This is a genomic window from Aggregatimonas sangjinii (genome assembly GCF_005943945.1).
Classification (GTDB): Bacteria; Bacteroidota; Bacteroidia; order Flavobacteriales; family Flavobacteriaceae; genus Pelagihabitans; species Pelagihabitans sangjinii.
Genome location: NZ_CP040710.1, coordinates 2,877,034 through 2,901,173, shown reverse-complemented (window position 1 = coordinate 2,901,173; position 24,140 = coordinate 2,877,034). Strand labels below are relative to the sequence as shown.

At 42.5% G+C, this 24,140-nt stretch carries 24 protein-coding genes; 13 read left to right on the top strand and 11 right to left on the bottom strand.

Going from position 1 to position 24,140, the window contains the following annotated elements; genetic code table 11:
- Nucleotides 1-11: 11 nt before the first annotated feature.
- Nucleotides 12-827, top strand: a complete 816-nt coding sequence (locus FGM00_RS12155) for a DUF6268 family outer membrane beta-barrel protein (RefSeq protein WP_138853168.1) — start codon at nt 12-14, stop codon at nt 825-827.
- Nucleotides 828-955: 128 nt separating this feature from the next.
- Nucleotides 956-2,119, top strand: coding sequence for a sigma-54-dependent transcriptional regulator (locus tag FGM00_RS12150; RefSeq protein ID WP_138853167.1), 1,164 nt, complete (start codon nt 956-958; stop codon nt 2,117-2,119).
- Nucleotides 2,120-2,144: 25 nt separating this feature from the next.
- Here FGM00_RS12150 and FGM00_RS12145 read toward each other — a convergent pair whose 3' ends face one another.
- Nucleotides 2,145-2,840: a hypothetical protein gene (locus FGM00_RS12145; RefSeq protein WP_138853166.1), complete on the bottom strand. Its 696-nt coding sequence runs from the start codon at nt 2,838-2,840 to the stop codon at nt 2,145-2,147.
- A gap of 198 nt (nt 2,841-3,038) precedes the next feature.
- Between FGM00_RS12145 and FGM00_RS12140 the strand changes: the two genes are divergently transcribed.
- The 4 genes from FGM00_RS12140 to FGM00_RS12125 all read left to right on the top strand — a co-directional run bounded on the left by FGM00_RS12140 (nt 3,039) and on the right by FGM00_RS12125 (nt 8,152).
- On the top strand, nt 3,039-3,920 hold the full coding sequence (locus FGM00_RS12140) for a PPK2 family polyphosphate kinase (RefSeq protein WP_138853165.1): 882 nt from the start codon (nt 3,039-3,041) through the stop codon (nt 3,918-3,920).
- Nucleotides 3,920-5,293: a M28 family peptidase gene (locus tag FGM00_RS12135; RefSeq protein ID WP_138853164.1), complete on the top strand. Its 1,374-nt coding sequence runs from the start codon at nt 3,920-3,922 to the stop codon at nt 5,291-5,293. The genes FGM00_RS12140 and FGM00_RS12135 overlap by 1 nt, the downstream gene beginning before the upstream one ends.
- A 194-nt stretch (nt 5,294-5,487) precedes the next feature.
- A complete protein-coding gene (locus FGM00_RS12130; RefSeq protein WP_138853163.1) occupies nt 5,488-6,420 on the top strand; it encodes a peptidylprolyl isomerase in 933 nt (310 codons plus the stop codon).
- 205 nt (nt 6,421-6,625) lie between these two features.
- A complete protein-coding gene (locus FGM00_RS12125; protein ID WP_138853162.1) occupies nt 6,626-8,152 on the top strand; it encodes a S8 family peptidase in 1,527 nt (508 codons plus the stop codon).
- Nucleotides 8,153-8,954: 802 nt separating this feature from the next.
- Here FGM00_RS12125 and FGM00_RS12120 read toward each other — a convergent pair.
- Together FGM00_RS12120 and FGM00_RS12115 are read right to left on the bottom strand one after the other, a co-directional pair.
- A complete protein-coding gene (locus tag FGM00_RS12120; RefSeq protein ID WP_013994176.1) occupies nt 8,955-9,149 on the bottom strand; it encodes a cold-shock protein in 195 nt (64 codons plus the stop codon).
- Nucleotides 9,150-9,253: 104 nt separating this feature from the next.
- Nucleotides 9,254-9,892, bottom strand: a complete 639-nt coding sequence (locus FGM00_RS12115) for a peroxiredoxin (protein WP_138853161.1) — start codon at nt 9,890-9,892, stop codon at nt 9,254-9,256.
- 105 nt (nt 9,893-9,997) lie between these two features.
- Between FGM00_RS12115 and FGM00_RS12110 the strand changes: the two genes are divergently transcribed.
- Nucleotides 9,998-10,540 carry a YfiT family bacillithiol transferase gene (locus FGM00_RS12110; protein WP_138853160.1) on the top strand — a complete coding sequence of 181 codons (543 nt, stop codon included), beginning with the start codon at nt 9,998-10,000 and terminating at the stop codon, nt 10,538-10,540.
- A gap of 237 nt (nt 10,541-10,777) precedes the next feature.
- On the opposite strand, the gene FGM00_RS12105 is transcribed toward FGM00_RS12110, so the two are convergent.
- From FGM00_RS12105 to FGM00_RS12095, 3 genes are read right to left on the bottom strand one after another with little or no spacing between them, the layout of a single operon-like run.
- The gene (locus FGM00_RS12105; RefSeq protein ID WP_138853159.1) at nt 10,778-11,305 is read right to left on the bottom strand and encodes a GNAT family N-acetyltransferase; all 528 of its coding nucleotides are present in this window, start codon (nt 11,303-11,305) and stop codon (nt 10,778-10,780) included.
- A gap of 6 nt (nt 11,306-11,311) precedes the next feature.
- Entirely contained in the window at nt 11,312-11,632 is a 321-nt protein-coding gene (locus tag FGM00_RS12100; RefSeq protein WP_138853158.1) for a cupin domain-containing protein, read from the bottom strand.
- Between the two features lie 20 nt (nt 11,633-11,652).
- On the bottom strand, nt 11,653-12,213 hold the full coding sequence (locus FGM00_RS12095; RefSeq protein ID WP_138853157.1) for a thioredoxin family protein: 561 nt from the start codon (nt 12,211-12,213) through the stop codon (nt 11,653-11,655).
- A gap of 100 nt (nt 12,214-12,313) precedes the next feature.
- Between FGM00_RS12095 and FGM00_RS12090 the strand changes: the two genes are divergently transcribed.
- Genes FGM00_RS12090 through FGM00_RS12080 form a run of 3 tightly spaced genes read left to right on the top strand, consistent with a single transcriptional unit; the run spans nt 12,314 to nt 14,619 of the window.
- Nucleotides 12,314-12,652 (top strand): tRNA-binding protein, encoded by a 339-nt coding sequence (locus FGM00_RS12090; protein WP_138853156.1) that lies wholly within the window; start codon nt 12,314-12,316, stop codon nt 12,650-12,652.
- Between the two features lie 6 nt (nt 12,653-12,658).
- A complete protein-coding gene (locus tag FGM00_RS12085; protein ID WP_138853155.1) occupies nt 12,659-13,579 on the top strand; it encodes a bile acid:sodium symporter family protein in 921 nt (306 codons plus the stop codon).
- A complete protein-coding gene (locus tag FGM00_RS12080; protein WP_138853154.1) occupies nt 13,576-14,619 on the top strand; it encodes a lysophospholipid acyltransferase family protein in 1,044 nt (347 codons plus the stop codon). Before FGM00_RS12085 ends, FGM00_RS12080 begins: the two co-directional genes overlap by 4 nt.
- 131 nt (nt 14,620-14,750) lie before the next feature.
- Here FGM00_RS12080 and FGM00_RS12075 read toward each other — a convergent pair whose 3' ends face one another.
- From FGM00_RS12075 to FGM00_RS12065, 3 genes are all read right to left on the bottom strand, one after another.
- A complete protein-coding gene (locus FGM00_RS12075) occupies nt 14,751-17,276 on the bottom strand; it encodes a M14 family metallopeptidase (protein WP_138853153.1) in 2,526 nt (841 codons plus the stop codon).
- Between the two features lie 84 nt (nt 17,277-17,360).
- The gene (locus FGM00_RS12070; RefSeq protein WP_138853152.1) at nt 17,361-17,741 is read right to left on the bottom strand and encodes a PUR family DNA/RNA-binding protein; all 381 of its coding nucleotides are present in this window, start codon (nt 17,739-17,741) and stop codon (nt 17,361-17,363) included.
- A gap of 69 nt (nt 17,742-17,810) precedes the next feature.
- On the bottom strand, nt 17,811-19,565 hold the full coding sequence (locus tag FGM00_RS12065; protein WP_138853151.1) for an ABC transporter ATP-binding protein: 1,755 nt from the start codon (nt 19,563-19,565) through the stop codon (nt 17,811-17,813).
- 432 nt (nt 19,566-19,997) lie between these two features.
- Here FGM00_RS12065 and nusB point away from each other — a divergent pair, with 432 nt between their 5' ends.
- The 3 genes from nusB (at nt 19,998) to yajC (ending at nt 21,869) form a co-directional block, all read left to right on the top strand.
- Complete coding sequence (gene nusB, locus FGM00_RS12060) at nt 19,998-20,945, top strand: transcription antitermination factor NusB (RefSeq protein WP_138853150.1); 948 nt, start codon at nt 19,998-20,000, stop codon at nt 20,943-20,945.
- A 132-nt stretch (nt 20,946-21,077) separates the two neighbouring features.
- Nucleotides 21,078-21,557, top strand: a complete 480-nt coding sequence (locus FGM00_RS12055; protein ID WP_138853149.1) for a DUF1573 domain-containing protein — start codon at nt 21,078-21,080, stop codon at nt 21,555-21,557.
- Nucleotides 21,558-21,578: 21 nt separating this feature from the next.
- Nucleotides 21,579-21,869, top strand: a complete 291-nt coding sequence (gene yajC, locus FGM00_RS12050; protein WP_138853148.1) for a preprotein translocase subunit YajC — start codon at nt 21,579-21,581, stop codon at nt 21,867-21,869.
- Between the two features lie 343 nt (nt 21,870-22,212).
- Here the strand turns inward: yajC and FGM00_RS12045 are convergent, their stop codons facing one another.
- A complete protein-coding gene (locus FGM00_RS12045; RefSeq protein WP_138853147.1) occupies nt 22,213-22,809 on the bottom strand; it encodes a YdeI/OmpD-associated family protein in 597 nt (198 codons plus the stop codon).
- Between the two features lie 41 nt (nt 22,810-22,850).
- Entirely contained in the window at nt 22,851-24,089 is a 1,239-nt protein-coding gene (pepT, locus tag FGM00_RS12040) for a peptidase T (RefSeq protein WP_138853146.1), read from the bottom strand.
- Between the last annotated feature and the right edge of the window lie 51 nt (nt 24,090-24,140).

Here is a 24,140-nt window from a genome sequence, read left to right as displayed (position 1 = left end):
TCGAGGCGCATATGCAGACTCCCGATCTGGTCCGATTGGAATATACGGTCATTCCGGACAATAATTTTGGAATTCAAACCAACCGGTACCGTGCCCTGATCAACGCCCCGATCAAACTGAGCACCGAGAACTATTTCGTTGTCGGAATGGAGTACAACCGCTATGAGTTCGAGATTGAACGTGAACTGCCTTTTGAATACAATAACTTGGAGCGGTTGCACATCATCGACCTGAATTTGGGTTACACATTTTTAATGAATCCCACTTGGCGCATTGTTGGGGTATTAACACCGAGAATTTCTTCCAACATCGAACGCGGACTGGATAACAACGATCTTCGGCTTAACGCTTCACTTGTTTTTTGGAAAGAGGAAAAGGAGCTGGAAAAACCGTATCGGTTGATTCTTGGGTTGAGCTATAATAGTGCCACGGGACTTCCATTTCCATTGCCTTTGATCAACTATTATAAAAGGTTTCATAAGAATTGGTCCTATACCTTGGGCATCCCACGAAGTGATTTTAAATTTTACGTTAAGGACAAGCACGTTTTAGAGACGGCGGTCTTTCTTGATGGCTACTTCGTGAACATACAATCGAATATAGAGCTTCCGGGAAATAATGTTGGAACAGCTATTTCGCTATCGGCCTTGGTCGGTGCGGTAGGGTATCAGTACAAGATAACGAAGGAAATATCGCTCTACGCAATGGCAGGTTATTCCATTTTACAGGAGGGCCTGATTCGCGATGGGGATCGGGGCAGGGCATTCACTTTAAATGACGAGGGAAATTTTTACTTTAGAACAGGCTTTAAAATAGGAATTTTTTAATAGATTATGATTCGCAACCAGCAGGAAGAAGAAAATTAGAATAAACAGCTTCCCCGTCCTTTTTGAACCAAACCCATAAAAATTCATTGGGGTCAACACAGGAGAGGGAAAAAACAAACAAAGTATTTATGTCAAAAATATTGGTCATTGAAGACGAGGCAGCTATTCGAAGGGTATTGGTGAAAATCCTCTCTGAAGAGAATGATGCGTATAACGTAGAAGAGGCGGAGGATGGCCTTCGGGGATTAGAAGCAGTAAAGAACAACGATTACGATCTGGTGCTCTGCGATATCAAAATGCCTAAAATGGATGGCGTTGAAGTGCTGGAGGCTGCCAAAAAAATAAAACCCGAGGTTCCCTTTATCATGATATCGGGTCATGGTGATCTGGATACTGCCGTAAATACCATGCGCGCGGGAGCGTTCGACTACATCTCCAAACCGCCCGATTTGAACCGATTATTGACAACGGTACGAAATGCTTTGGATAGAAAGGAATTGGTCGTTGAAAATAAGATTTTAAAGAAAAAGGTAAGTAAGAACTACCAAATGGTAGGGGAAAGCAAAGAAATTTCAGGCATAAAGGAAATTATCGAAAAAGTCGCCCCTACTGATGCTAGGGTCTTGATTACCGGGTCTAATGGTACCGGCAAGGAATTGGTGGCCCACTGGGTCCATGAAAAAAGTCCGCGTAGCGGCGGTCCTTTTATTGAAGTAAATTGTGCCGCGATCCCTTCCGAATTAATCGAAAGTGAACTTTTTGGTCACGTCAAGGGCGCTTTTACCTCGGCGGTTAAGGACCGTTCGGGAAAATTCGAAGCGGCGAACAAAGGAACCATTTTCTTGGATGAGATTGGTGATATGAGCCTATCCGCACAGGCCAAGGTCTTGCGCGCACTGCAAGAAAGCAAAATCTCAAGGGTAGGTAGTGATAAAGACATCAAAGTTGACGTCCGTGTGGTTGCTGCGACCAATAAAGATTTGAAAAAAGAGATTGCCGACGGTAAGTTTCGGGAAGATCTCTACCACCGCTTGGCGGTCATTTTGATCAAGGTTCCCGCACTTAACGATAGAAGGGATGACATTCCTTTGCTCATCGAACATTTCGTGAAAAAAATCACCTCGGAACAAGGTACTGCACCCAAGGTTTTTTCGGCGGGTGCCATTAAATTGTTACAGAGTTATGATTGGACCGGGAATATTCGCGAATTGCGGAATGTGGTGGAGCGTTTGATCATTCTAGGCGGTAAAGAAGTAACCGAAAGCGATGTTAAACTGTTCGCCAGCAAATAGCATGTGCTCGGGAAGGGTTTTCGTACTAATCGTTACATTTTTCCTGAATTCGGATTAGGGCCTCCGCTGTAATTTCCTGGGTTCTGAGGTTGTAATATTTTTTTTGTTCGGAAAGTCCCTTGGTCAATAGTTCCTGCTCACAATTCTCGTAAATAGCTTTGGCAAAGGCCTTCGCGTCGTTGCAATTGACCGTTCGCACTACTTTGTCCAGTGATTTACGGTATTTTTCCAGTGATGCATCCAATTTTTCTTTGAAAGGAATATTCTCGCTATTGCCAAGTCCTTCATCTAAATTAGCCCCACGATCATCGTTTATGGCAAGGAGATCTTCCGGTTTTTTGGTAATGTGCTGCTCATCGTGAATCTGTAAGGCATCAATGCCACTGACCGTATTTCGCAGCGCCCTTTTTAAAAGGTCTTTCGAATCTTTGATATCGTCTGCCCTTGTGGCCCTTTTTAGAAGGTAAGCACTTTCTTCCACGCTTATGGAGGCGTATTCGCACTTACATGCCTCGAGCTCTTTTTTAGATTTTTCAAGGGCGTTGAGTGCCTTAAAAGTGTAGTAGCGAATTAAATTAAGGTCATCTTTCGCAAGTGCTTTTTCGGTCTGCGTCTTTACAAAATTAATGTTGGAGCCTGCATACTCACAAGCCGAAATAGGCTTAAAAGCTACAAAGAAAAATAGTAGTAGGGCATAGCCAACAATTCGCAAGGTATTCATGACAAGCTTATTAAGGGGTAAAATTTGGGACATTTTACAATGTAAAGATAGGTATAGCGGCGTATGCAAGTCCTGTTTTTTCGATGCACGGCACTCCGAGACACGCTTATTGGTCAAAAGGTTTTTTTAGGATGATGAACGGCGTTTTTTTTTAACATTTAACACCGTTCAACGAGTAAAAAATTCTATATTTCCCCTATGGATACGATTAAAAGCAAGGCATACAAGGTTGAAAAAGAATTTAAGCTCTCCGATTTACAGACATATGAGGATTTTGGTTCCTCCAAAAAAGAATTGAAAAAACAACTCGAAGAGGTTCGAGAAGCGTTAGGAGAATTTCAAAATACACTATACGCCCATGGTCAATACAGCGTGTTGATATGTATTCAAGGGATGGATACATCGGGAAAGGACAGCCTTATTCGTGAGGTATTTAAGGATTTTAACGCCAGTGGCGTAGAGGTACATAGTTTTAAGGTACCTACAGCACTCGAATTGAAACACGATTACCTCTGGCGACATTATCTCGTACTTCCCGCAAAAGGTATTTTTGGGGTATTCAACAGAACCCATTACGAAAATGTGCTGGTCACACGGGTACATCCGGAATACATTCTTGGCGAGCACATTCCGGGAGTTCGTTCCGTAGAGGATATCGACCAAAAGTTTTGGGATAAACGTTTTCGGCAAATCAATGATTTTGAGCGGCATATTGCCGAAAACGGCACCTTGGTCTTCAAGTTTTTTATGAACCTGTCTAAGGACGAACAGCGCAGACGCTTGTTACGCCGTTTGGAATTAAGGGAAAAGAATTGGAAGTTTTCACCGGGAGACCTCAAGGAACGAAAACTATGGAATTCGTATCAAAAGTGCTACGAAGAGGCCATCAATAAGACATCGACCGATAACGCTCCGTGGTATATCGTTCCGGCGGACAATAAAAAGGCCGCTAGGGTAATTTTCGCATCCATACTTTTGGAGGAACTGTCAAAATACAAAGACATTCAAGAACCGGAACTGGAAGAAAAGGTAAAAGCGAATTTGGAGATGTATAAGCAGCAATTGCAAAACGAAGAATAATGAGAAGAATACTTGTACTATGCCTATTCATTTCTGGATTGGCCCTCGCCCAAACCGAGGATGAAAAACGAATAAGGTCTATTTTTGATACGGCCCTTACCGATGGTATGGCCTATGACTGGCTCAACCACCTCTCCAATCAAATAGGGGGACGACTTTCCGGTTCCGTGCAAGCAGAGATGGCGGTTGATTATACCAAGGCCCAGCTCGACGAATTGGGATTGGATAAAGTGTATCTGCAGCCCGTAATGGTACCCAAATGGGTTCGCGGCGTTCCTGAATTCGCGTACATGGAGACGAGTCCCGGAGTAACGACCAATATGAATATCTGTGCTTTAGGCGGTTCAATAGCCACGCCGGCCGTTGGTATAAAGGCAAACGTGGTAGAGGTTAAGGGTATAGAAGATCTTGCGACCTTGGGCGAAGAGAAGCTTTCTGGAAAAATAGTTTTTTTCAACCGCCCTATGGATGCCGAATTGATCAATACCTTCGAAGCGTACTCCGGTTGCGTAGACCAACGTGCCGTCGGTGCTTCCGAAGCCTCTAAATACGGAGCCGTGGGCGTTATCGTCCGCTCCATGAACCTTCGACTGGACGATTATCCGCATACCGGAAATATGCGCTATGGCGATGAACCGATCAATGAACGAATCCCGGCTGCAGCAATCAGTACAAATGGTGCCGAATTGTTGAGCACGACCTTGCAACTGAATCCCGATACCAAATTTTATTTCAAACAGAACTGCAAACAGTTTGACGATGTCAAATCGTTCAACGTCATCGGTCAAATTACCGGGAGTACCCGTCCAGAGGAAATTATGGTGGTGGGTGGGCATCTGGATTCTTGGGATTTGGGAGACGGTTCCCATGATGATGGTGCAGGTTGCGTACAGAGCATGGATGTTTTACGGCTCTTGAGAAAATCGGGCTACACGCCCCAACGAACTATTCGCGTGGTTCTTTTTATGAATGAGGAAAACGGACTCCGCGGCGGTACTGAATATGCAAAGGTGGCTATGGAAAAAAAGGAGAAACATGTATTTGCTTTGGAAAGCGATTCGGGTGGATTTACCCCAAGGGGATTTTCGTTTGATTGTTCGGATGCCGATTTTGAGAAAATCACCAGTTGGAAACCACTGTTTGAACCCTACATGATCCACTCGTTTACGAAAGGTGGAAGCGGAGCCGATATAGGCCCTTTAAAAAAGGATGGTATTGTACTATCCGGGTTGCGCCCTGATTCCCAACGATACTTCGATCACCACCATGCGGCTAACGATACCTTCGAGCATGTAAATAAAAGAGAACTTGAACTTGGGGCCGGTGCCATGGCTAGTTTGGTGTATCTCTTTGATAAGTACGGCATGGAATAATCGATAGTCCAATCGATACATCCGAACTTGCAAATTCAAATGTTAATGGTCGGTTTATGCGTTATTACCATTTTGTGCGCCAACAAAGGCGATTCTAAAGACTTCATTGGTTCATTTTCGCCTTTTACCCCAGAGAAATGACGTTGAAACAACCAACAATTTCTTACCTTTGCCGCTCATTAAAAAAAAGCACTATGCAAGACGGTATCTATGCAAAATTCAATACGTCAAAAGGCGAAATCCTGGTTGATTTGACTTATGATAAAACTCCAGCTACAGTTGGTAATTTCGTTGCGTTGGCGGAAGGAAATAAAAAGAACAAAGTAAAGTCGGAAGGCACTCCGTTTTACGACGGGTTAAAATTCCATAGGGTGATTCCCGATTTTATGATTCAAGGCGGTTGCCCACAGGGGACTGGTACTGGTGACCCAGGATACAAGTTCGATGATGAGTTTCATCCGGAACTTACCCACGATGGCCCTGGAGTACTCTCTATGGCCAATTCGGGACCTGGAAGTAACGGCAGCCAGTTTTTTATCACGCATGTTGCAACTCCTTGGCTCGACAACAAGCATACCGTTTTCGGGAAGGTAGAAAGTGGACAAGATGTTGTCGACGCCATTGCCCAAGGTGATACCATCGAAAGTTTAGAAATCGTACGGGTAGGAGAGGCCGCAAAGAAGTGGGATGCTTTGGCTGCTTTCGAAAATTTGGAGGCCGATAAGGCCAAAAGAATTGCGGCTGCCAAGGCTGCACAAGCAAAGGAGCTCGACAAAGTGGCAGCTGGTTTTGAAGAGACATCAAGTGGTTTGCGGTATAAGATTATTCAAAAGGGCGACGGTGCTCAGGCCGAAAAAGGAAAAGGGGTCTCGGTGCACTACGAAGGGTCTTTGCTAAATGGACAAGTCTTCGATTCTTCTTACAAAAGAAACCAGCCCATCGATTTTCAGTTGGGCGTCGGACAGGTGATTCCTGGTTGGGATGAGGGCATTTCACTCCTTCAGGTAGGCGACAAGGCGCGGTTTGTTATTCCATCAGATTTGGCCTATGGCAGTGCCGGCGCGGGAGGGGTAATTCCGCCGAATGCGACATTGATATTTGATGTAGAATTGATGGGTGTAAAATAAGCTCGAAACAATACCTACATCTCTTCATTCGCATAAAAAGTTTTGAAAAGTCCCTACGGTGTTAGGGACTTTTTTATGGTCTATTGTCAAACAGTAAAGTTAAAAGTACCGAGGATACTATATTTTGATGAATTCATAAAAAAATAGTATTGATATTTAGGAATAGTTAATATCTTAAGGGAATATTAACCAATCCTTAAGCTTTATGAAAATTAGTATTCTTCGAGCGCTCAGTGTAGCGCTTATCATCACGGTTTTCTCGTGTTCCAAAGAAGATCCCTCAACTACCCTTCCCGATACGGAAGCGGTGGCACTGGACCAGAACGAGCCCCTGACCATTCCTGAAATCAATCGAATTATCGAAAATGAAATAGAACTGAACGGTGATTTTGATTGGAACGCCGTTCCTGAATTGGTTTTGTGGAGTGCCCTACAACATGCCGATGGTGTGCTCACCGTGGGTTATGGGAAGGACAAGGATGATTTTACCATTAACGATTCCGGGAGACAGACCTCTTCAAAGCTTGCCATTGTGGAAATGGTACGAACACTTGAGGGCAAAGGGAGATCAACGACTGATAAGGATGAAGATATTCTGATTTACGAAGATGAATACCTTACCGTAATCGATTTGAAAGTACTGCAACGGGAAACGATAGCCAGCTTGCGTAGGAATGCGGACATTCGGTACATGGAACCAAGTGGATATTCTTATTTTCAAACGGTTACCGAAAAATCGGCATTATCCGACTCTGGCTGTGGTTTCGATACCGAAGACATTTCTTCTAACGATTATACGACCATTTCGCCCAATGCGCGCATGCCCTGGAATTTTCCGTTACATCATATTGACGATGCCTGGGCACTGAGTACGGGTACAGGTATTACCATTGGTGTTGTCGATACCGGCCTCTCGCCCAATCAACCTTTATTGAACGCCAATTTCAACAATGGGGATTCTTCAGGTAGAACCGTTGAGAAATACGGGGTTTATGTCGATTCGTTTTGGCCCTGGTCAAGAAAGACCGATGGACCTAACGATAAATGTGGGCATGGCACCAGTATGTCTGCCGCCGCAACCGCGCCCCGAAACAATACAGGGTTGCCCGTTGGGGTTGCCTACAATTCGAACTTGATTTCGTATCGGGCATCTTCGGATGTGTTGTTGAACGGGTATCAAGAACAAAAAGGAGTTGCGAAAGCAATTACAGACTTGGGTAGACGAAATGACGTGCACATTATTTCAATGTCTATGGGGTATATTTATTCCATTAATAGGATTAAGGACGCCATTCGATACGCTTATTCTCGGGACAAACTAATATTTTGTGCCGGCGGCACCTCTACTTCCTTCACCAATTTTCTAGGAGTTGTTTTTCCGGCATCAATGAGTGAAACCGTTGCGGTAACAGGAATCGAGGAAGGTTCCGGTTACGATGAGTGCGATGCGTGTCACAAGGGAAGTACTATCGATTTTACCATAATCATGGAGCGCGGCAATAACAATCATATACCAGTACTGGGCTATTATAGCGGATCGGAAGACTATGTAGGCGGCTCATCGGTCGCAACGGCTAACGCTGCTGGAATCGCGGCATTGGTTTGGTCTAAAAATCCGAGCTGGTCCAGAAACGATGTTCTGAACAAATTAAAGATTTCGGCCGAGCTGTATCCTAATCGGAGCAGTAGCTATGGTTGGGGTAATTTAGATGCTTTAAAGGCTGTTCAATAAAACAAAGTAAATAGACTTTCGGCAATCGACAAACAACCAAAAACACCCATCATATTTGATGGGTGTTTTCGCATTTCAAAAGAAGTTTTTTATTTTTTTTGAGAGTCGTTCGCTCCCTCAACACTTACTACGAGCAGTAATAGGTTGATAATTATCAATACGATTAAGACACTGAAGAAGGTAAGCATATCGTGGTTGAATTATTAGAGGCGTACTACCTATAAGATAACAACAATATGTGGAAAAACCCTACCTTTTCAATTCAATCTTTTAAAATTTTTCTACTTCCTTCGCACTAAACCGCATAAGAACGATATTCAAAACGACCAAGAATGCCAAAATGCTGAAAAAATATATCATAATAATATAATTTTAGGCGTTAAAATCAACCCTTTATTTATTTACTAACGTAAATAATTTAGAAAAATTCTAATTCATACTAATAATCTTACATTAAATGAGGTTTTTCGTATGAGCTATGCTGTTCGCTTAAAAAAAGAGAAATAGGTTGGGCTTTTGTTCTTTTTACTCATGCAATAAGGTAATTGTGGCAATTGAATCGAAAAAATTCGGTGAAACCCACTAAGTATACTATATTTCTTTGGTTACGCATTGTTCGATATTCAAGGCAAAGAAATAAATGGGGCCTACCCTATGGCCACCAAGTGAATTTATGATACTAGCGAGATTTAGACCTATTTTTTCTTTCCTTAGGAAAGTTGATACGAGGACGCCTTTAAGATTAGGAACAAAAAAAGCCCCGATACAGTCGGGGCTTTGTATAAAAAAAGTTTATGCGTACCTAGTCTACTACTTTCACATTTACCGCGTTTAGTCCTTTTTTACCTTGTTGTAATTCAAATTCTACAACATCACCTTCGCGAATTTCATCGATTAAACCAGAAATGTGTACAAAGTGATCTTCGCTTGAACCGTCTTCAGTGATAAAGCCGTAACCTTTAGAATCATTGAAGAATTTTACTGTTCCTTTACTCATAATAAAAAATTAAAAATTAAATTAAAACGCGAATATAGTATTTATAATTTTAACATTATAAAATTTTAAGATTTAATCATCTTAATATCTTGAAAATGTATTCCTTAAAAGGTTGGGTCGGGGGTCATTCTTAGGTATGGTTTAACCTCTTCTACGCCCTTCTTAAAGATTTCACGGGCTTCATCAGTCGGTATTGATGGACTTACGACAACATCCTGACCGGATTCCCAGTTAGCGGGAGTAGCCACTTTATGGTAAGCCGTTAGCTGTAAGGAGTCGATTACTCGCAATAGTTCATGAAAATTTCTACCCGTAGAGGCTGGGTAGGTCAATATTAATTTCACCGTTTTATCCGGCGCGATGATAAATACCGACCGCACGGTCAACGTACTATCGGCATTAGGATGAATCATATCATAAAGATTCGAGACGGTTCGATCTTCATCTGCGATTATCGGAAAGTTTACGACCGTTTCTTGTACTTCATTAATGTCTTTGATCCATTCGGCATGAGAAACGGCACCGTCAACGCTCAATGCCATCATTTTTACATTGCGTTTATCGAATTCACCCTTAAACTTTGCTGCTGTACCCAATTCGGTGGTACAGACAGGGGTAAAATCCGCCGGATGCGAAAATAATATTCCCCAACTGTCACCCAGGTAGTCGTATAAGTTGATCGTACCAACTGAACTGTCTGCTGTAAAATCGGGCGCTTTATCGCCCAGTCGTATTGTTGCCATGTGATTTGTTTTTAACAAGTGTATTATCCTACAAATTTAGTAGATTATTGAATTTTATCTCATTTTTTAGGTTAAAAGTGTATTAAAGTTTGCTACTTTTATTTCATGACTACTACCCTTGAAAAACTGCGTTATCCTATCGGGCATTTTGAGTGCCCCGCTGAAATTACATCGCGACATTTAGAGGAATGGATCGGCGTTCTCGACAATCTTCCAAAACGACTTGAGCGTTTGGTGCAACCACTGACCAAAGCACAGTTAGAAACGCCATACCGCCCCGACGGCTGGACGGTGCGTCAACTAGTGCATCATATACCCGATAGCCATCACCATAGTTATATTCGTTTCAAATGGGCATTGACCGAAGACAAACCTGTAATCAAGGCATATGAGGAGGGACGATGGGCTGAGTTGTTCGATAGTAAAACGGCGCCCGTTCAGTTATCGTTACATCATTTAAGTGCCGTTCATGCCAAATTGGTGTATCTTTTAAAAGGACTGTCGGATGACCAATTACAACGGTCTTTTGTCCACCCTGAAACTAAAAATGAAATTACTTTGGCTCAGAATATCGGTCATTATGCTTGGCATAGTAACCACCATTACGCACATATTGAAGGACTTTTGCGGCGCGAGGGATGGATTTGAGCATGAGACCCTTTTCCATCGGAATACTCCGTATTGTAAAGATGTCGAGAGTTCATAATGCTATGATCATCAAATGTGCGCCTAGAAATCGATACGACCGTGCGGAAACCAATACTGTCGATAATTAGGTTTCTGGGTGTTTGAAATTCGGCCTGCTGCCATTCTTAATTTGGATAGATTCTAAAAGAAGTCAATTCACTTTATTTGCGATTGCATCCGACGATATACACTCATCATCTAAACTTTTTTGGTCAGGACGAACATGGGCCGTTCTTCATCTAAGACCCCGGAAAAATGCAATAGTTTTTCGCTGTGTATTTCAAATCCGTTTTTGAAATAGAATTGCAAAGCAGGTCCATTTTGCATTGTATCGAGCCAAAGTACTTTTTTCTGATATTCTTTTGCCCTTAGCATCGTAAATTGAAGTACTTTTTTTCCAATACCCTTCCCGGTATACTCATTTTGGATATAGATTTTATCCAGATATAATGCTTCCTTATCAGAAAAAGGATGTAATTCACAGTTTACGGTAAACTTTAAAATACCGACCGCCTTGCGGTTGTAATTGATGATAAAAAGAGCGGTATTTGCGTCTGTATCCTCTCGCTCTAGAACCGCTTTGGTAAAACTGTCCATTAGATAGGGGGCGGCATTGCTTTTGTGCCAGAGATGCAAATAATGCTGGGCATAAGCCTTTTTGCCTACTTCGATATAAGTGTGGAATCTTGAAGCGGTAAGGGGTTCGAAATGGACGATTTCCTTCATGTACACTTAGCCTTTTTCGCCACCTTCCGGACCATAGAAAAGCACCCAGGTCGAAAAATCATCGGTAAAATCTTCAAAGCGGTGCTCAACACCTGCACGTACAAAAAGAAAATCGCCGGGTTTGAACGTAGTACGCACACCATTATTCAAGAACGTTCCACTGCCAGCGATAATGATGTATACTTCATCGCGAGAATGCGGTTGTTGTAGGTCCTCTTTTATAGGTTTATATACTTCGACGGAAAGTGTCCCGTGACTGAAAACCGCTAGAAAGGGTGACGGTATTTTCGAGAGCTTTTCAAGTGCTTCGTTAGAATCTACTTTCATTTAATATGTTTACCCCCTAATTATCTCTTTTTCCATTTGATATTACAGCCCATACTCGGTTTTTGGTCGGCATTGATGGTACCGTTCTGAAGTAATGCCTCAATGGCCTGGCGTAGGTCACGTCCGTCTAGCGGAAGACCGTTTCCCGGTCGCGAATCGTCTAGCTGACCGCGATAGACCAATTTCAAAGCGTCATCGAACAAATATAGGTCGGGAGTGCAGGCGGCATCGTAGGCTTTGGCGGTTTCTTGGGTCTCATCATATAAGTAGGGAAACGGATAGCCCTCTTCCGCTGCCTTCTTTTTCATCAAGTCAGGGGCATCTTGTGGATAGTTCTCGATATCGTTACTGGATATAGCGATAAAACCGATGCCTTTTTCTTGATAGGTTTTTGCCAATTCTACCAACATCGGATTGACATGTACCACAAAAGGGCAATGGTTGCAAATGAACATGATGACGGTACCTCGCTCTCCTTTTAAGGCATGTAGGTTCAGGGTTTGACCGGTAACGGTATCGGGCAGACTAAATTCAGGGGCCAAAGTTCCCAAAGGCAACATGGTACTGGGCGTTAAGGACATCTTTTACTATTTAGGAACTTTAAAGATAAAAGTATTTGCTGATTCTTGGTCATCCCAAATGCTATTTTTACCTTCATCACTACGTACAACCACCAACCAAATGAACGACACCATAAATTGGTCCGATTTTGCTAAAGTAGATATGCGTATCGGGACCATCATCAGGGTAGACGATTTTCCCGAAGCACACAACTCGTCGTACCGAATGACCTTGGATTTTGGCCCGGAAATCGGTACCCTAAAATCTTCGGCCCAACTGACCTTGCGGTACTCAAAGGAACAGTTGGTAGGTAAACAGGTGGTCGCCGTCGTCAATTTTCCTAAAAAACAAATTGCGAATTTTATGAGTGAATGCCTGGTCCTTGGAGCAGTGCAAGGCAAGGACGTCATTCTCCTGCACCCTGAAACAAATAGTGATAATGGACTCAAAATCGGATAGTCAACTTTGACGGAAGCACTTCTCGATACCGTAAAACTTAATTTTGATACCGATCTGCAATGGGTATTGAATGTGTTGTTGGCGTTGGTGATGTTCGGTATTGCCTTGGAAATTTCAGTAAACGATTTTAAGGCGACTTTACGGCAACCTAAAGCTGTTTTTGTTGGTGTCGGATGCCAGTTTTTATTGCTTCCGGCAATTACTTTTTTACTGATATGGTTCATAAAGCCCATACCAAGTATTGCATTGGGCATGTTCATGGTAGCTGCTTGTCCAGGGGGTAATGTCTCTAATTTCATGACCCATTTAGGCAAGGGAAATACTGCACTCTCCGTTAGTCTTACTGCCATTGCAACGGTACTTTCTATAATTATGACGCCATTTAACCTCCAATTTTGGGCAGTCAACTACGAACCAACGGCGACGATTTTGAAAGAAATTTCGATTTCGCCTTTTACCATGATCAAGTTGGTTACATTGTTATTAGGTATTCCTTTGGTCTTGGGGATGCTTGTAAATCATCATTTTCCCATGATGGCCAAAAAGCTCGCGAAATCATTTAAAATAGTGTCTTTGTTGTTTTTTGTCGCCCTGATCATTTTGGCCCTTAATAACAATAAGGACATTTTTATGCAGTATATCGTATATGTATTTTGGATAGTACTCGTGCATAATTTTTTGGCATTTACGACCGGTTTTTCGGTAGCAAGGCTTCTGGGTTTGTCACAACAGGACACGCGATCTATAACCATAGAAACAGGAATACAAAACTCCGGTTTGGGATTGATTCTTATTTTTACCTTTTTTCAGGGTTTAGGAGGTATGGCTTTGGTAGCGGCATTCTGGGGAATATGGCATTTGGTTTCGGGTTTGCTCCTGGCTGGTTTTTGGAGCAGAAGCATCGTGGATATTAGACAACACATTTGAAGAATTTAGGATATATTTTATTAAAATATTGGGTAAAGGTCGGTCTGTATTGCTATTATGGCAAAATTAGGATGGTCGGGAAAGAACATATTCCCAAAAATAAACCTGTATTGTTCCTGCCCAATCACCAGAGTGCCCTGATGGAGGTGCTTTTATTGGCAGTCGACTGTGACCGCAAACCATGGTTCCTTACTCGTTCCGACGTTTTTAAAAAACCCACCCTGAAGAGGCTTTTTGCATATTTACAGATGATACCCATTTACCGTATTCGAGACGGCCGTGATTCGCTAAAGAAAAATGATGCGGTTTTTGAGCGTTGTGCCGAGCTCTTCGCAAAGAACGAGGCGATACTTATGTTTCCAGAAGCTAATCACAATATTAAAAGAAGGGTGAGGCCTTTGAGCAAAGGATTTACCCGTATTTTATTCGGTACGTTGGACAAGTATCCCGAATTGGACATTCAATTAGTACCGGTTGGGCTGAATTATAAGGATTCGAAGGCATTTCCTGATCGAATCGCCATTATCTTCGGGAAGCCCATAGCGGTCAAGGGGCTATACCAAAAAGAGGATATTCACGCATCAACGAACGTGGTAAAGGAAGCGGTTGCCACTAGCTTAAAAACCTTGACAACGCATATCGATGACGAGGCCAATTACGAGACTATAATTGCCCAACTTGAGGCTTTTGGAGTGAACTTTTTAAAGCCAAGGGAAGTGAACGAAGTCTATAAACGCCTCGAAACTCGAAAGACCAAAGTAAGCGATCGACCAAAATCCGGCTTTGTAGGCACTATTTTTAGATTCATTTTTACACTCCTCAATTTACCTTTGGTTCTGGGGTGGTGGCTCTGGATGAAACCTAAAGTTTGGGAACCCGAATTTACGGCAACCCTGCGGTTTGGCTATGCCTTTCTGGCGAGTCCTTTGTACTATTTTTTGATTTTTATAGTGGTCTCCTTGGTCTTTACCCCGTTTATTGGCGCGTTAGCCGTATTAGGTGTATTTGGCTTCAATTGGGTGTACGTGAAATTGGCCTAGGGTGCTAAATTCAATCAGTCAAATACTTGGCTTAAAGTGTAAGATTCCAAGAAATTTAGCCACAAGAATAAAGAGCCAAAACAGCGATTTGTCTTGGCTCATATGGGGCTTTATTTCGTTCAAATAGCATCTTACATACTATCCCCGAAAAATATGGCATTCATCAACAGCTTGTTTGTCCCGTACCAGAAGGCCCTGAAATTCGTATTGTCGGTAAATCCGATTACGCGGCCTTTCCCCATTCGCTGCGCTTGAAAAGGAACACTGCCCTTGATCAATTCAAGATTCTCTTCTGAAATATAGCCGCTCAACAATGGATTGTTGGTATAGACGATAGGATTGTTATAACTGTTCTTATCCGATTCGATATAGGTGTTCGTATTGCGGAACAGCGCCAACTTATCGTTTTTATATCCAAAGTTGATTGGATGCGAGCGATCGATCTTTGTTTCGAAGATAGCACCACCCGTAACCTGTGCACCGTTAAAATCCTGTTTTTGACCAAAGGTGATGTTTTTGGCGACTAAAGTATCTTTCTTGAATTTTAATTTTGTCATCAGCTCATTTTTAGCAAGCCATTCTACCGTATTCCGATAGCCGATAAGCGTACCGCCATTTTTGACCCACTCTTTCAGCTTTTCCATTGCGGCCTTATCAAATGCATTGTTTGAGGCACTGGGCACGATGATATCGGTATAGTCGCTTAAATCCGCCCTACCGAAATATTCCATATCTATCTTGGTCAGTTGCATTTGGTAGCGTGTATCGAATAAATGCCAGATTTCACCGGCATCATAAGAGCGTATGCCGTTGCCGACCAAAATCGCGACTTTTTGCTTCTTTATGGGGTCAAAATCGTTGCTGCCCAAATCGATGCCTTTGGTCAGGCCGGTGCCCACTGCGGTCATTTGTATTTTACTGTCTTTTGCCACGGTATCCAGAAAATTGAATAGGTCCTCCGCATCCAGGTCCTGATTTTGAACAGGAACCATTATGGTACCGTAATCGTATTGTTTTCCTTCCAATGTAAAAGGGGATTTCGCTACTTTGGCACGAATTCCTTTGTTTACGATCGCATTCAATGCTCTTGGCGTGTAATATTCGTGCCATTCGAAAAGATAGGCATAGTTACTCTGGCGGTCCGCCCCACCGATGAGTTCTTTCAATTGGGTTATTTCTTTCCCTGCATTGGCAAGCGACCCGATTTCGTTATAATCTACGTTAAACGCTAAGGGAAAGGTCCAAGCCGATACGTCGTAGAACAGGCTGTCGGTAAAGGTGGTGCGCTTTTCGAACATCGCATTGATCAATCGGGGATTTTTTTGGTTCATCGGTACCACGTAGCTTTTACCTTTCTCGTATCGCTTTCCACCAATCGTTGCGTCTGATGCCAGTTCATGGAATTTTATCCCGTGCCGGCTCAGGATTTCAGCAAGATGCCACGCTTTGGCGGCATCTTTATTATCACCAAATACAATGGCCTTTGTTTTGTTTTTCAACCCCTCGTTTCGTAATCCCGTATAAAAACCCCTTTGGAATTTTAAGATTTTCGTTCTCATATTGCTCGCTGCTTCAATGGTTGACAAAGCAGCGGTAAATTGATTGCGAACGGTAAACGGAAAGGTTAGTACGCCGTTCTCACTCTCTTGAATATGTCCTCTGGAACTTCCTTGCTCGAAAAGGATACCAATACTTCCATTTACATCGGGAAACGTAGAACCCTTACCATAATAATAATCATCATAACCTTCTTCTGAGTAATAGAGCGATCCGATTTTGTTCAAGGCCTTCGCATGGTACGTTCCGATTTCGGCAGTGAGCTCTTGGTTTAATTTAGGGGTTAAAGGATGTACCCGTGTAGGCTCCCCGGGCTGAAAAAAGAACGTTGAATTTGTCCCCATTTCGTGATGGTCGGTAAGGATATTGGGCAACCATTCGTGAAAGGTTTTGATACGTGCACGGCTTTCGGGCAATTGAACCGGCAACCAATCCCTGTTCATATCGAACCAATAGTGATTGGTGCGGCCTCCCGGCCATACTTCATGATACTCCCTTTCATTGTTATCGGCGTTCAGGTTAATGCTTTTGTTGGTATTCGCCCAGTAGGCAAAGCGCTGTAATCCGTCAGGATTAAAGGAAGGGTCAAGAAGAACGACCATGTTGTCGAGTTGGGCTTCTATTTCCGAACCTTGCGCTGCGGCTAAATAGTAGGCGTAAGCCAAGGCTGCATTGGCCCCACTGGGCTCGTTGCCGTGAATGGAAAACCCTTGATACACGATGATGGGCATATCATCAACATTTAAGGAAGCGCTTCCGTTTTCCGTGAGCGCCATATGGTCTTGTCGTATTTTATCGATATTCGCATGGTTTTTTGGAGAAGTTACGGTAAGCAATACTATAGGTCTTCCCTCGAAGGTCTCCCCTCTATTTTCAATAGTCATACGGTCGCTCGCTGCCGCCAACGTTTGCATATAAAAAAGCAACTTGTCATGGGTCACATGCCATTCGCCCACCTCATGCCCGATAACCGATTTCGGTGTCGGGATAGTCGTATCATAGGTGATATTTTGCGGAAGGTAGTAGGAGAGTGAAATAGAATCCTGTGCCGTGGAAAGAAATCCGAATGTGAGGAGTACGAGGGAGAATATTTTTTTCATGTATAAGGTAATTTAGTCCGATTTATAAATATAAAAAAACGACCTGTAAAAGGTCGTTTTAATTACGTTTATCTGATGGCTGATTTAAATGTCGTCGAAATCAACGTCCGTAAAGCTCTTCGTTGTAGGTGTTTCGTTGGCATCTACCGGAGCGACGTCTTCTTCCTTTTTATAATCCTTTTGATGTCTATCGGAGATGACTTCAGTACCTTTTTCGTTAATGATAAAATCCATCATTTCAGATACATGATCCTTAAAGGCTTCAAAGTCTTCTTTGTACAGATAGATTTTGTGCTTTTTGTAATGGAAGGAACCGTCGTCGTGCGTAAATTTTTTACTCTCCGTAATGGTCAAATAATAATCACCGGCTTTGGTACTGCGTACATCGAAAAAATAAGTTCTTCTGCCTGCCCGTAAAACTTTTGAGTGTATTTCTTCTTGGTCTTCGTGATTTCTTTCCCCCATTATGAATCTGATTACTTATTGGTTGTACTATCAAAAATGGAAAAAAAATGCGGTATGACCAACAATTTTCTAGTTTTCTTTCTCTGAAAGCTGGTTCAGATACAGTTCTTTGTAGTACCCTTCCTGATTGTTCAATTCTTCATGTGTGCCTTGTTGCAGCAATCTTCCGTCTTCTAATACCAATACCTTATCGGCATTTTTAGCCGACGAGACCCTATGGCTTACAATGAGTGTAGTTCTGTTTTCGGAAGCCTGTTTCAGGTTGTCGAGTATCTCTTCCTCGGTCTCGGTATCAACTGCGGAAAGGCAGTCGTCAAAGAGATATACCTGTGGGTTTTTCAATAGCGCCCGGGCGATGGAGACTCGCTGCTTTTGTCCGCCGCTCAAGGTGATACCGCGTTCGCCCAATATCGTTTCGTACTTTTTAGAGAATCCCATGATGTTTTCATGTACCACCGCGTCTTTTGCAACTTGAACGACCTCCTCTTTGGTGGCATCGTTTTTTCCGAATCTGATGTTATTGCCGATGGTGTCCGAAAAGAGAAAGGCGTCTTGTGGTACGGTACCGATACCTTCGCGTAGACTAAAAAGATTCAATTTTTTAATGGGCATGCCATCAATCAGAATTTCTCCTGAGCTCACATCGTAAAGTCGGGCGATAAGTTCGAGAATAGTGGATTTTCCGGACCCGGTCTTTCCCAAAATCGCTACTGTTTCCCCTTTTTCGATTTTGAAAGATAGATTCTTGAGGGCAGTAATGTTCGTATCCTCATAAGTGAAAGATACATTCTTGAATTCGATTTTCCCGGCTATGGGCGTTGCCTCCTCGACTTCGTTCTTGATCTGCGGTGTTTCTTTCAAAAATTCGTTGATACGTTTTTGGGATGCTTCCGCCCGTTGCACGATGGAAGTCAACCATCCTACTATCGCTACCGGCCAAGTAAGCATATTTACATAAAGGATGAACTCCGCGATGATGCCCACTGATTCTATTTCCCCATCCATATACTGCTTTCCACCAATGTAAATAACGAACAGGTTGCTTACACCGATCAAAAGGATCATCAAGGGGAAAAACCACGCTTCCACTTTGGCAAGATCAATGCTTTTGTCCCTGCCCTCATTGGCCAAATCGGTAAGTTCCTTATTGATGCTGGGTTCTAAGCCATATGCCTTAATGACGGCCACGCCCGAAAAAGATTCTTGGGTAAAGGTCGAGAGCACAGACAGAAACTGCTGCACTTTGGTACTGCGTTTGTGAATGACCTTACTTATTTTATAAATCAGAAATGAGAGTATCGGAAAGGGAAGAATGGTATATAGCGCTAGGGTGGGTGCCTTGATGAACATTAAGGGAATAAGGCAGCCGAACAAGGTAAGCGCGTTCATGCCGTACATGATGGCCGGCCCGGCATACATGCGCACCTGGTTGATGTCTTCGCTTATGCGGTTCATTAAATCACCGGTTCTATTTTTCTTATAAAAATTAAGGCTTAAAAATTGATAATGATCGAAGACTTCGTTTTTCAGGTCGTATTCGATATAGCGCGACACGTTGATGATGGTCTGGCGCATTAAAAAGGTGAAAAGCCCCGATAGCAGGGCGGTACCGACAATAATGAGAATGTATTGCATGGCAAGTTCACGCAGTTCAGGTTCGAGAATAGTTCCTCTCGTAAAGTCTTCTATTAGGCCTATCGATTTATTTACGTAAGAGGGCATGACCAAGGAAAAGATGCGGGCGATTACGGTGATGATGACCCCGATCAGCATTTTGACCCAATATTTCCTAAAGTATTTGTTGAGGTGTTTTAACTCTTTCATGCAGTTTGTCGAACAGGTGGTCAAAGATAAGCCCGAAGGGATGACTTTACAAGTTGTGGTTGTCGGGAAAATTCAATGATCAAGATTAATGCTAGAAGTAGATTTGCCCGATAACCGATAATGCTATAAATCCGATGGCCTTACTTTTTCCGACCGATACCCTTTTTGGCAGTGGAGACTCAATGAACTCAAGACGAGTTCAATAATGGAAATATGCTTTTCTACCTACTAATTCTTTGAATTTTAGATGGAATTTAGGTTTCGAAACGGATTGGCCTTTGGCGATACATGGAATCATTTCTACGCCTACATCATGATTTTATGGCAATCTGGTTTTAAAAAGGTGCTATTGAAAAATAGATTGTTATTTTTGCACGCGCAACGGGAAACCTAAAAACCCAACTCGGGATTTATATCTAAAAGTTCTTTAGCATGTTAACAAGAAGGCATATACGGGTAAAAGTGATGCAATGTATCTACGCCCTGACACAATCGAAAGACGATTCGCTTGAAAAGCAGGAAAAGTTTCTGGTGTTCAGTATCGATAACATGTATACCCTGTACCTTTTGCAGCTCAGTTTACTGATTGAGATTCATACACATGCGCAAAGCCAGCTGCAATTGTCCGCAAAAAAATACCTGGCCAATAGTTCGGATGCTTATCCTGACAAGGGGAAGTTCGTCAAAAACCGACTGCTACTGCAATTGGTCCGGAATAAGGCATTAAAGGAAGAACTAAAAAATCGAAAGCTCAAGAACTGGCTTCAGAACGATGAGTACGTAAAGCTGTTGTACAAGGAAATCGTGGCGAGTGAAACCTATGCCGATTATATGAAATCGGGCGAGAGTTCCTATGAGGAGGATAAAAAATTGATTGCTGAGGTGTTCAAGGCTATTATTGCCCCCAACGAAAAAATCTATGACTATTTTGAGGACGACAAACTTACCTGGGTCGACGATTTACCGATAGTGAATACTTTTTTCCTGAAACAATTGAAAAAGGTAAAACAGGACAAGGCGGAGTCTTTTTTCTTGCCAAGCCTTTTAAAGGATGAAGAAGATATGGTCTTCGCCAAAAAGCTATTGACCAAGACATTGTTGAACAATGCCCAATTGGAGAAGGAAATCGAGGGTAAAACGCCGAATTGGGACAAAGACCGAATTGCAGATATCGATTCCATCCTTTTGAAGATGGGTATTTGTGAGCTGCTCAATTTTCCATCGATTCCTGAAAAAGTAACGATCAATGAGTTTTTGGAGATTGCCAAGGAATATTCGACCCCTAAAAGCAGCATCTTTATCAACGGCATACTAGACAAGTTGGTCAGGGAATACAAAGCTGACGGAAAGTTAAAGAAAATGGGTCGAGGCTTACTTTAAAATAACCTTTTGTAAATGAGGTTGCCCACTTGAAAGAAATACAAAAGGGTTCAACCGATTTACCGATTGCCTTTTGGGAACCGATTTCATTTTTTTTATTTAATTTTACACTCAATAAAAATAAAAATTATCATGAAAAAAATATTCTTAGCATGTAGCGTTTTCGCAATGTTGGCCTTTACCGGCTGTAAAGAAAACGCAGCGAGTAAAGTAAATACCGCGAATGTGGCAGTAGCTGCCGAAAGGGATGCCGCTGCAAAGCAGATTCCTGTGATGACTTTTGAAAAGTCGGAGCATGATTTTGGTACGATCGAGCAGAATACGCCTCAAGAAACCGTATTTACCTTTACCAATACAGGTAACGCCCCTTTAATCATTACCGATGCGAAAAGCACCTGTGGTTGTACGGTTCCTAAAAAACCTGAGGGCCCTGTAGCTCCCGGAGAAAAAGGAGAGCTTTTGGTGAAATTCAACGGTTCTGGCCAGAATCAAGTAACCAAAACGATTACGGTAACGGCGAATACCGAAAAGGGACAGGAGTTATTGCGGATCAAGGCGTTTGTTAACCCTAAGAATGCAGGTCCGCAAGCAGTGGGTCCTGTAGCAAATTAATTTTAAGGATAAGCGAGATTTATGGGAGATATTGGGCAGTTTTTGCCAATGATTTTGATTTTTGTGGTGGCCTATTTTTTTATGATACGTCCACAAATGAAGCGTTCCAAGGATGAGAAAAAATTTGCTGCCGAACTGAAAAAGGGTGACCGCGTCATTACAAAAAGTGGCTTACATGGCAAAATCATGGAGCTGAGCGACAAGGATAGTTCCTGCGTCTTGGAGACCATGGCGGGCAAATTAAAGTTCGACCGTTCTGCAATTTCAATGGAAATGAGCAAGAAACTCAACACGCCTGCAGTTCAGAAATAACTTTTTTAATCTCCAATAACAAAACTATAACCCCGATGTTTTCGGGGTTTTTTTTATGTATTGAATTTGTGTGAACATTTATTTCTTGAAGGATGGTAGATGCGATACTACAAAGCTTGAATCATAAATGACAATAGCTCCCAATTCCGTAGTTCTTGAAAAGTGCTTAAATCCAAATTCCAAAAACCTCCCAAAGGCAAAGTTCACGATGTATTGGCAAGAAGATTTTTGGTGCCAAGCCGATATACGTGCAGCTCGGCACTTTCTATAATAAATTCCTAGCGCCCCTTGCGAAAACCTTGGCGAGCTTTGCGTTTAAACCATTAAGAATCGACCGAGGTCATTACTTGTACTTATCATTCAGGCCTTTGCCCGCCATGATCATGGGGATTATTTTTTCAAGACGCGAGCGTTTTGTTTTTTCCTGTTTCGCCGTTGCGATATACTCGCCATATTCACGCTGTTGGTAATCCGATAATGTCGTAAAGGCTTTTTTAAAGTTCTTGTCCTGCCGAAAGACTTCCTTCAATTCCTTAGGGAGTACAACTGTTACAGGGGCTTTTTTCTTCGGAGCCAGTTTAATGCCCTTCTGCTCGTTGCCTATCGCCTCCGTCATATAGGCGGACACTTTTTTGATATTGATTTCATCCGTAGCCTTGAACTTCCAATGGCGCATGGCCTGTGTCTTACCTTCTTGCGCATTCTCCAAAACCTTTTCCGAATCGGAAAGAAAGACCCCATTAAAGAACCAGATGCCGCAATGTTGGTTGAATTTACAAATAGCCAATACGTTTTTACCATTGACCATATAGGTCGGAAAATTCCATTTATAGGTTTCCTCGAGGTTAAGCTTTAATGCGATTTCCCTCAAAATAGCGATGTGCGGTTTAAAAGGATGTTCCTCGGCGTAATACCGTTCTATTTTTTCTGATTTTTCCATTGTGAAATTGTTGATAGATTCAACTGGTCAAGATTATGTCCCTAGGTTTTACCTTCACTTTTTTCTGCTAGCAGCTCACAAATTTTGACGATTACCGCTACTGCCTTCTGCATACTCTCTACGGGTACATATTCATATTTACCGTGAAAATTATGGCCGCCGGCAAAAATATTAGGGCACGGCAGGCCCATAAAACTCAGTTGCGAACCATCGGTTCCCCCACGTATGGGTTTTATGATCGGTTTTACGCCTACGGCTTGCATCGCTTCTTTGGCCAAATCGACGATATGCATTACAGGTTCTACTTTTTCACGCATATTATAGTACTGGTCTTTCAATTTGATCTGAACACAATCGTTATACAAAGCGTTTAATTTTTCCGTGATATCCAAAAGCAGTTGCTTTCGCTTTTCGAAATGCAAACGATCATGATCGCGAACGATCAATTCAAATTCTGCATGCTCGATCGTCCCTTGCATATGGTGTATGTGAAAAAAACCATCCCTATTGGTGGTATTTTGTGGCGTTTCCTCAATTGGTAAAATCCACATAAACTCATTGGCAATACTTATCGCATTCACCATTTTGCCCATGGCGTAGCCCGGGTGAACGCTTTTACCCTTTATGGTTACTTTGGCCGAAGCGGCATTGAAGTTCTCGTATTCCAATTCGCCTACTTGGCTTCCATCCATGGTATATGCCCAGTCCGCACCGAATTTTTCCACATCGAACTTATGGGCACCTCTTCCTATTTCTTCATCCGGGGTAAAGCCCACACGAATTTTGCCATGTTTTATTTCCGGATGTTGCACAAGATATTCCATGGCGGTAATAATTTCGGTGATGCCCGCTTTGTCGTCGGCGCCGAGAAGGGTAGTGCCATCTGTGGTAATCAGCGTTTGACCCTTATAATGTAAGAGATCATCAAAATAATATGGGGAGAGTACTATTTTTTCCTCCACGTTCAATACAATGTCGCCTCCGTCGTAATCATTGATTACTTGCGGGTTGACACCAGTACCTGAAAAATCGGGAGAAGTGTCAAAATGTGAAATAAAGCCGATGACCGGTACCTCAAAATCCAAGTTGCTGGGCAAGGTCGCCATTATGTAAGCATTGTCATCTACGGTAACATCCTCCATACCTATGCGAATAAGCTCATCTACCAACAAGTCCGCCAGATGCCATTGTTTTTCGGTACTGGGCGTGGTATCCGAATTGGGGTCACTCTGCGTATCTATTTTTACGTAGCTTATAAACCGGTCGATAATCTGTTGCATTTGTATAATTTTTACATAAAAATACAGTTTATACAAGAGGAATTGAAATCG

Bases quoted from the DNA above. Each gene is read 5' to 3' on its own strand.
- FGM00_RS12070 (WP_138853152.1), bottom strand. From the start codon at position 17,741: ATGGGGGAAAGAAATCACGAAGACCAAGAAGAAATACACTCAAAAGTT.
- FGM00_RS12120 (WP_013994176.1), bottom strand. From the start codon at position 9,149: ATGAGTAAAGGAACAGTAAAATTCTTCAATGATTCTAAAGGTTACGGC.
- FGM00_RS12055 (WP_138853149.1), top strand. From the start codon at position 21,078: ATGAAAAAAATATTCTTAGCATGTAGCGTTTTCGCAATGTTGGCCTTT.
- FGM00_RS12125 (WP_138853162.1), top strand. From the start codon at position 6,626: ATGAAAATTAGTATTCTTCGAGCGCTCAGTGTAGCGCTTATCATCACG.
- FGM00_RS12135 (WP_138853164.1), top strand. From the start codon at position 3,920: ATGAGAAGAATACTTGTACTATGCCTATTCATTTCTGGATTGGCCCTC.
- yajC (WP_138853148.1), top strand. From the start codon at position 21,579: ATGGGAGATATTGGGCAGTTTTTGCCAATGATTTTGATTTTTGTGGTG.
- FGM00_RS12130 (WP_138853163.1), top strand. From the start codon at position 5,488: ATGCAAGACGGTATCTATGCAAAATTCAATACGTCAAAAGGCGAAATC.
- FGM00_RS12155 (WP_138853168.1), top strand. From the start codon at position 12: ATGCAGACTCCCGATCTGGTCCGATTGGAATATACGGTCATTCCGGAC.
- FGM00_RS12100 (WP_138853158.1), bottom strand. From the start codon at position 11,632: ATGAAAGTAGATTCTAACGAAGCACTTGAAAAGCTCTCGAAAATACCG.
- FGM00_RS12110 (WP_138853160.1), top strand. From the start codon at position 9,998: ATGACTACTACCCTTGAAAAACTGCGTTATCCTATCGGGCATTTTGAG.
- FGM00_RS12145 (WP_138853166.1), bottom strand. From the start codon at position 2,840: ATGAATACCTTGCGAATTGTTGGCTATGCCCTACTACTATTTTTCTTT.
- FGM00_RS12090 (WP_138853156.1), top strand. From the start codon at position 12,314: ATGAACGACACCATAAATTGGTCCGATTTTGCTAAAGTAGATATGCGT.
- nusB (WP_138853150.1), top strand. From the start codon at position 19,998: ATGTTAACAAGAAGGCATATACGGGTAAAAGTGATGCAATGTATCTAC.
- FGM00_RS12140 (WP_138853165.1), top strand. From the start codon at position 3,039: ATGGATACGATTAAAAGCAAGGCATACAAGGTTGAAAAAGAATTTAAG.
- FGM00_RS12115 (WP_138853161.1), bottom strand. From the start codon at position 9,892: ATGGCAACAATACGACTGGGCGATAAAGCGCCCGATTTTACAGCAGAC.
- FGM00_RS12105 (WP_138853159.1), bottom strand. From the start codon at position 11,305: ATGAAGGAAATCGTCCATTTCGAACCCCTTACCGCTTCAAGATTCCAC.
- FGM00_RS12095 (WP_138853157.1), bottom strand. From the start codon at position 12,213: ATGTCCTTAACGCCCAGTACCATGTTGCCTTTGGGAACTTTGGCCCCT.
- FGM00_RS12045 (WP_138853147.1), bottom strand. From the start codon at position 22,809: ATGGAAAAATCAGAAAAAATAGAACGGTATTACGCCGAGGAACATCCT.
- FGM00_RS12150 (WP_138853167.1), top strand. From the start codon at position 956: ATGTCAAAAATATTGGTCATTGAAGACGAGGCAGCTATTCGAAGGGTA.
- FGM00_RS12065 (WP_138853151.1), bottom strand. From the start codon at position 19,565: ATGAAAGAGTTAAAACACCTCAACAAATACTTTAGGAAATATTGGGTC.
- FGM00_RS12075 (WP_138853153.1), bottom strand. From the start codon at position 17,276: ATGAAAAAAATATTCTCCCTCGTACTCCTCACATTCGGATTTCTTTCC.
- pepT (WP_138853146.1), bottom strand. From the start codon at position 24,089: ATGCAACAGATTATCGACCGGTTTATAAGCTACGTAAAAATAGATACG.